The sequence below is a fragment of the Allobosea sp. TAB14 genome, assembly GCF_052113865.1.
Taxonomy (GTDB): Bacteria; Pseudomonadota; Alphaproteobacteria; order Rhizobiales; family Beijerinckiaceae; genus Allobosea; species Allobosea spartocytisi.
In genome coordinates, this window is the sequence record NZ_JBFRDQ010000262.1 from 1 (window position 1) to 7092 (window position 7092).

The following is a 7092-nucleotide window of genomic DNA, read 5'->3' on the forward strand; positions in this document are numbered from 1 at the left end:
GTCGAGGAGGAGGGGCTGAATTTCCTCGGCTGGCGCGATGTGCCGGTCGACAACGCCGATCTCGGCAAGGCCGTGCTGGAGACCGAGCCGGTGCATCGCCAGCTCTTCGTCGGCCGCCCCGACGACATCACGGACGAGGACGAGTTCGAGCGGCAGATCTATGTCCTCAGAAAGTCCGTCTCGAACAAGGTCTACAGGCATCAGGAGCGCAAGACGGCTGAATACTACCCCGTCTCGATGTCCTGCCGCACCATCGTCTACAAGGGCATGGTGCTGGTGAACCAGCTCGGCTCCTACTTCAAGGATCTGCAGGATGAGCGCTTCGACAGCGCGCTCGCCCTCGTGCATCAGCGCTTCGCGACCAACACCTTCCCGTCCTGGCGCCTCGCCCACCCCTACCGGATGGTCGCCCATAACGGCGAGATCAACACGCTGCGCGGCAACGTCAACTGGATGGCGGCGCGGCAGGCGAGCGTCGATTCCGACCTGTTCGGCTCGGATATCTCGAAGCTCTGGCCGATCTCCTATGAGGGCCAGTCCGACACCGCCTGCTTCGACAACGCGCTCGAATTCCTGGTGCAGGGCGGCTACTCGCTGACCCATGCCATGATGATGCTCGTGCCGGAGGCGTGGAACGGCAACCCGCTGATGGATGAGGAGCGGCGCGCCTTCTACGAGTATCACGCCGCGCTGATGGAGCCCTGGGACGGSCCWGCCGCSATCGCCTTCACCGACGGGCGCCAGATCGGCGCGACGCTCGACCGCAACGGCCTGCGCCCCGCGCGTTATCTCGTCACCGATGACGGGCTCGTGGTGCTCGCTTCCGAGTTCGGCGTGCTGCCGATCCCGGAGGAGAAGATCGTCGAGAAGTGGCGCCTCCAGCCGGGCAAGATGCTGCTGATCGATCTCGAACAGGGCCGCATCATCGRCGACGACGAGATCAAGACGAGCCTCTGCCTCGCCAACCCCTACAAGGACTGGCTGAAGCGCACCCAGATCGTGCTGGAGGATCTGCCGCCGGTCGAGGCGCGGGCCTCGCGCACCGACGTGCCGCTGCTCGATCGCCAGCAGGCCTTCGGCTACACCACCGAGGATGTCCGCCTGCTGATGGCGCCGATGGCGGTGACCGGGCAGGAAGCGGTCGGCTCTATGGGCACGGACACGCCGATCTCGGCGCTCTCGTTCAAGTCGAAGCTGCTCTACACCTATTTCAAGCAGAACTTCGCGCAGGTCACGAACCCACCGATCGATCCGATCCGCGAGGAGCTGGTGATGAGCCTGCTCTCCTTCATCGGGCCGCGGCCGAACATCCTCGATCTGGAAGGCACCTCGCGGCGCAAGCGCCTGGAAGTGCGCACCCCGATCCTGACCAATGACGATCTCGAGAAGATCCGCTGCATCGGTCATTACGAGGATCGCTTCGACACCAAGACCATCGACTTCACCTATCCGGCGCGCGAGGGCGCGGCCGGCATGGATGGCGCGCTGGAGCGGCTCTGCGAGCGCGCCGAGGCGGCGGTCCATGGCGGCTACAACATCATCATCCTGTCCGACCGGCAGGTCGGCGCCGACCGCATCCCGATCCCGGCGCTCTTGGCGACGGCGGCGGTGCATCATCACCTGATCCGCAAGGGCCTGCGCACCTCGGTCGGCCTCGTCGTCGAATCCGGCGAGCCGCGCGAGATCCATCATTTCTGCTGCCTTGCCGGCTATGGCGCCGAGGCGATCAACCCCTATCTCGCCTTCGACACCCTGCTCGACCAGCATGCGCAGGGCGCCTTCCCCGAGGAGGTCGATGCCGACGAGGTGGTGAAGCGCTACATCAAGTCTGTCGGCAAGGGCGTGCTCAAGGTGATGTCCAAGATGGGCATCTCGACCTACCAGTCCTATTGCGGCGCGCAGATCTTCGACGCCGTCGGCCTGAAGACCAGCTTCGTCGACAAGTTCTTCTTCGGGACGGGCACGGCGATCGAGGGGGTCGGTCTCGACGAGATCGCCGAGGAGAGCCTGCGCCGTCACCGCGACGCCTTCGGCGACTCGCCGCTCTACCGTGACAGCCTCGATATCGGCGGCGAGTACATGTACCGCGTCCGCGGCGAGGACCATGTCTGGAAGCCGGATGTCGTCGCCTCGCTCCAGCACGCCGTGCGTCTCAACGCGCAGGACCGCTACGAGGAGTTCGCCCGGCAGGTGAATGACGACGAGCAACGGCTCAGCACCATCCGCGGCCTGTTCAAGCTCAAGATGGCGGCCGATGAGGGCCGGGCGCCCGTGCCGCTGGAGAGCGTCGAGCCTGCGTCCGAGATCGTGAAGCGCTTTGCCACTGGCGCGATGTCCTTCGGCTCGATCTCGCGCGAGGCCCATGAGACGATGGCGCTCGCGATGAACCAGATCGGCGGCAAGTCGAACACCGGCGAGGGCGGCGAGGAAGCGATCCGGTTCAAGCCGATGCCGGACGGGCGCTCGAAGCGCTCGGCGATCAAGCAGATCGCGTCGGGCCGCTTCGGCGTCACGGCCGAGTATCTCGTTAATGCGGACGTGATGCAGATCAAGGTGGCGCAGGGTGCCAAGCCTGGCGAGGGGGGGCAGCTTCCCGGCCACAAGGTCGACGCCAAGATCGCCCGGACCCGGCATTCGACGCCGGGCGTCGGCCTGATCTCGCCGCCGCCGCATCACGACATCTATTCGATCGAGGATCTCGCCCAGCTGATCTTCGACCTGAAGAACGTCAACCCGGYGKCCGAYRTCTCGGTCAAGCTCGTCTCCGAGATCGGCGTCGGCACGGTGGCGGCCGGCGTCGCCAAGTCGCGCGCCGACCACATCACCATCTCCGGCTTCGAGGGCGGCACCGGCGCGAGCCCGCTGACCTCGCTGAAGCATGCCGGTTCGCCCTGGGAGATCGGCCTCGCCGAGACGCAGCAGACCCTGGTGCTGAACCATCTGCGCGGGCGCATCGCGCTGCAGGTCGATGGCGGCCTGCGCACCGGCCGCGACGTGGTGATCGGCGCTCTGCTCGGGGCCGACGAGTTCGGCTTCTCGACCGCGCCGCTGATCGCGGCGGGCTGCATCATGATGCGCAAGTGCCATCTCAACACCTGCCCGGTCGGCGTCGCGACACAGGACCCGGTGCTGCGCAAGCGCTTCAAGGGCCTGCCCGAGCATGTGGTGAACTACTTCTTCTTCGTCGCCGAGGATGTCCGCAAGATCATGGCGGAGATGGGCTTCACCAGCCTCGACGAGATCGTCGGCCGCTCGGACCTGCTCGACAAGCGCGAGGCGATCGAGCACTGGAAGGCGAAGGGGCTCGACTTCAGCAGGCTGTTCCACAAGGTTGACCTGCCGGGCGTGGCGATCCGCCATGTCGAGTTGCAGAAGCACCCGATCGACGATGTGCTCGACCGCAAGCTGATCAAGGCGGCGCAGGGCGCGGTCGAGACCGGCACGCCGGTCGTGATCGAGGAGAGCATCTGCAATGTCGACCGCTCGACCGGCGCGATGCTCTCGGGCGTSGTSGCCAAGMARTACGGCCATGCCGGCCTRCCGGACGACACCATCACGGTGAAGCTGAAGGGTACCTCGGGCCAGAGCTTCGCGGCCTTCCTGGCGGCTGGCGTCACGGTCGAGCTCACCGGCCAAGCCAATGACTATGTCGGCAAGGGGCTCTCCGGCGGCAAGCTGATCGTCCGGCCCGATCCCGCGACCCGGGCCGTGGCCGAACGCTCGATCATCGTCGGCAACACCGTGCTCTACGGCGCGATCTCGGGCGAGGCCTATTTCCGCGGCGTCGCCGGCGAGCGCTTCGCGGTGCGCAACTCCGGCGCCATCGCGGTGGTCGAGGGCACGGGCGACCATGGCTGCGAATACATGACCGGCGGCGTCGTCGCCGTCATCGGCCAGACCGGGCGCAACTTCGCGGCCGGCATGTCGGGCGGCATCGCCTATGTGCTGGACGAGGACGGCACCTTCAAGTCGCGCTGCAACCTCTCGATGGTCGATCTCGAACCGGTCGAGGAGGAAGAGGAGCTGATGGAACGGCTGCACCATCACGGCGGCGACCTCGAGCACAAGGGCCGCATCGACATGACCAACATGTCGGGCCATGACGAGGAGCGCCTGATGCAGATGCTGACGAACCACGCGAACTACACCGGTTCGGAGCGCGCCCGCACGATCCTCGACAACTGGGCGGATTACCGCACCAAGTTCGTCAAGGTGATGCCGGTCGAGTACCGCCGCGCGCTACGCGAAATGGAGCAGGCCCGCACCTTGCAGGCCGCGGAATAAGCGAAACGCCACCTGCCGGGGCCGTCACGGTCCCGGCACCCGGAACAGGTTAAGGCATGCGTGCGGGGCGACCCGGGCACAGGGCGAGAGAAACGGCATGGGCAAGGTCACGGGCTTTCTCGAATACGACCGGCAGGAGCAGAAGTATCAGCTCGCCGGCGATCGCATTCGCCACTTCCGGGAGTTCACGCTCCCGCAGGAGGAGCGCGATATCAAGAAGCAGGCGGCGCGCTGCATGGATTGCGGCATCCCCTTCTGCCACGGCCCGACCGGCTGCCCGGTGCACAACCAGATCCCGGACTGGAACGAGCTGGTCTATTCCGGCGGCTGGGAGGATGCGCTGCGTAACCTCCACTCCACCAACAACTTCCCGGAGTTCACCGGCCGCATCTGCCCCGCGCCTTGCGAGGAAGCCTGCACGCTGAACCTCGAGAACATGCCGGTGACGATCAAGACGATCGAGCAGGCGATTGCCGACAAGGGCTGGCAAGAAGGCTGGATCGCGCCCGAGATCCCGGCCAGGCGCACCGGCAAGCGCATCGCCATCGTCGGCTCGGGGCCTGCCGGCATGGCTGCGGCGCAGCAGCTCGCCCGCGTCGGCCACGACGTCCATCTCTATGCTGCCCTTCGCGACGCTCCTTGCCGAGCACGACGCGGTGCTGATGACGGGCGGGGCGGAAGCGCCACGCGATCCCGGCCTGCCGGACACCAATCTTGCCGGCGTGCATTACGCGATGCCCTACCTCACCCAGCAGAACAAGCGCGTCGGCGGCGAGGACGTCTCCGGCGAGGCGCCGATCCTGGCTGCGGGCAAGCATGTCGTGGTGGTCGGCGGTGGCGATACGGCGTCCGACTGCGTCGGCACCGCCTTCCGGCAGGGCGCGCTCTCGGTGACGCAGCTCGACATCCGGCCGATGGCGCCGGAGATCGAGGACAAGCTCACGGTCTGGCCCTATTGGCCGACGAAGTTCCGCACCTCCTCCTCGCAGGCCGAGGGCGCGGAGCGCGAGTTCCAGGCGGCGACGCTCGGGCTGGAGGGCCGCAACGGGCGGCTGACCGGTGTGAAATGCGCGCGCGTCGATGAGAAGCGCAAGCCCATCCCCGGCACCGAGTTCGTGCTGCAGGCCGATCTCTGCTTCCTCGCCATCGGCTTCGCAGGCTCGGTGATCGAGGGCATGATCGCGCAGTCGGGCGCGGCCGTGGACAAGCGCGCCAATGTCGTCGCCAACGACCGCGACTACGCCACCAGCGTCGACAAGGTCTTCGTCGCCGGCGACATGCGCCGCGGCCAGTCTCTGGTCGTCTGGGCGATCCGCGAGGGCCGCCAGGCGGCGCATGCCATCGACAAGCATCTGATGGGCGAGACCATCCTGCCGATATGAGGGGGACGTAACGCATCTCGGTTTTCGAGCCCTCATCCTGAGGAGCGAGCCGAAGGCTCGCGTTTCGAAGGATGAGGGCTAGCGGGGCGGATGCGTTCGCCCCGGCGTGATCGATCGGACCTTTCCATAAGCACCGCCGTCGCTATGATCGCCGTCATGGAATCGAATCTTAGGGGGGAGCAGGCGCCGCGCCGCCGCTTCCACAGCCGCACCCGAGGACCTGTCTACGCCCCGCGCTTCATCTCGCGGGGCTGACCGGGACCGTATCGCCGTCTCATCGTCAGCCTTTTTTGGCGCGCTTGTTCGCGCCTGACTGACTTCATGAGATTCCGATGTCCCTGATCGCCATCAAAGACCTTTCGCTCGTTCGTACCGAGATCCTGTTCGCCGGGCTCGATTTGTCCATCGCCAAGGGCGACCGCCTCGGCCTCGTCGCCGCCAATGGGCGCGGCAAATCCTCGCTCCTGCGCATCATGGCCGGCGAGGAGGAGGCGACGCTGGGCACGCTGACCCGGACGCGCGGCCTCGTCACCGCCTTCGCGCCGCAGGAGCCGCCTGCGCGCCTGCTCGCCATGAGCTTCCACGATGCGGTGCGCGACGCGCTCGACGCCGAGGCGGCCGAAACCGAAAGCTGGCGGGTGGATGTCCTCCTCGACGATCTCGCCGTCGACGAGGCCCTGCGCAGCCGCCCCGTCAATGGTCTTTCCGGCGGCTGGCAGCGCACCATGCTGTTGGCGCGGGCGGCGGTGACCGAGCCCGACCTCATGCTACTGGACGAGCCGACCAACCATCTCGACCTCGCGCGGATCGGCCTGCTCGAACGCTTCCTCACCGCCCTGCCGCGGGATTGCGCCGTCGTGGTGGCGAGCCATGACCGCGCCTTTCTCGACGATGTCAGCAACCGCACCCTGTTCCTGCGTCCGGCGGAAAGCGTCGATTTCGCTCTCCCCTATTCGCGCGCGCTGCAGGCGCTCGACGAGCGCGACGCGGCGCGGGGGCGGCAGTTCGAGAACGACATGCGCAAGGTGAGGGCGCTGCGCCAGCAGGCGGCCAAGCTCAAGAATATCGGCATCAATTCCGGCTCGGACCTGCTCGTGGTCAAGACCAAGCAATTATCCGAGCGAGCCGACAAGCTGGAGGAGAATGCCCGGCCCGCGCATAAGGAGCGCTCGGCGGGGGCGATCCGGCTCGGCAACAGCGGCAGCCATGCCAAGGCGCTGGTCTCGATCAAGGACACGATGATCGCCGCGCCGGACGGGCGGCTGCTCTTCCGCACCGGCGAGCTCTGGATCGAGAACGGCGATCGCATCGCGTTGCTCGGCGCCAACGGCACCGGCAAGACGCGCTTCGTCGCGCGGTTGCGTGCGGCGCTGACGGGAAACGATCCGGAGATCCGCGGCGCGGCGAGCCTGAGGATGGCCCATTC

General features: G+C 66.9%; 2 protein-coding genes and 1 pseudogene. All 3 read left to right on the plus strand.

Annotated elements, in window-relative coordinates:
- Positions 1 to 4284: glutamate synthase large subunit (gene gltB / locus AB4Y99_RS25780; RefSeq protein ID WP_441525332.1), on the plus strand; the 4284-nt coding region annotated here is incomplete at its 5' end.
- Between the two features lie 97 nt (positions 4285 to 4381).
- A pseudogene (locus tag AB4Y99_RS25785) lies at positions 4382 to 5666 on the plus strand (glutamate synthase subunit beta).
- Positions 5667 to 5998: 332 nt separating this feature from the next.
- On the plus strand, positions 5999 to 7092 hold a 1094-nt coding region (locus AB4Y99_RS25790), incomplete at its 3' end, for an ATP-binding cassette domain-containing protein (protein WP_441525333.1).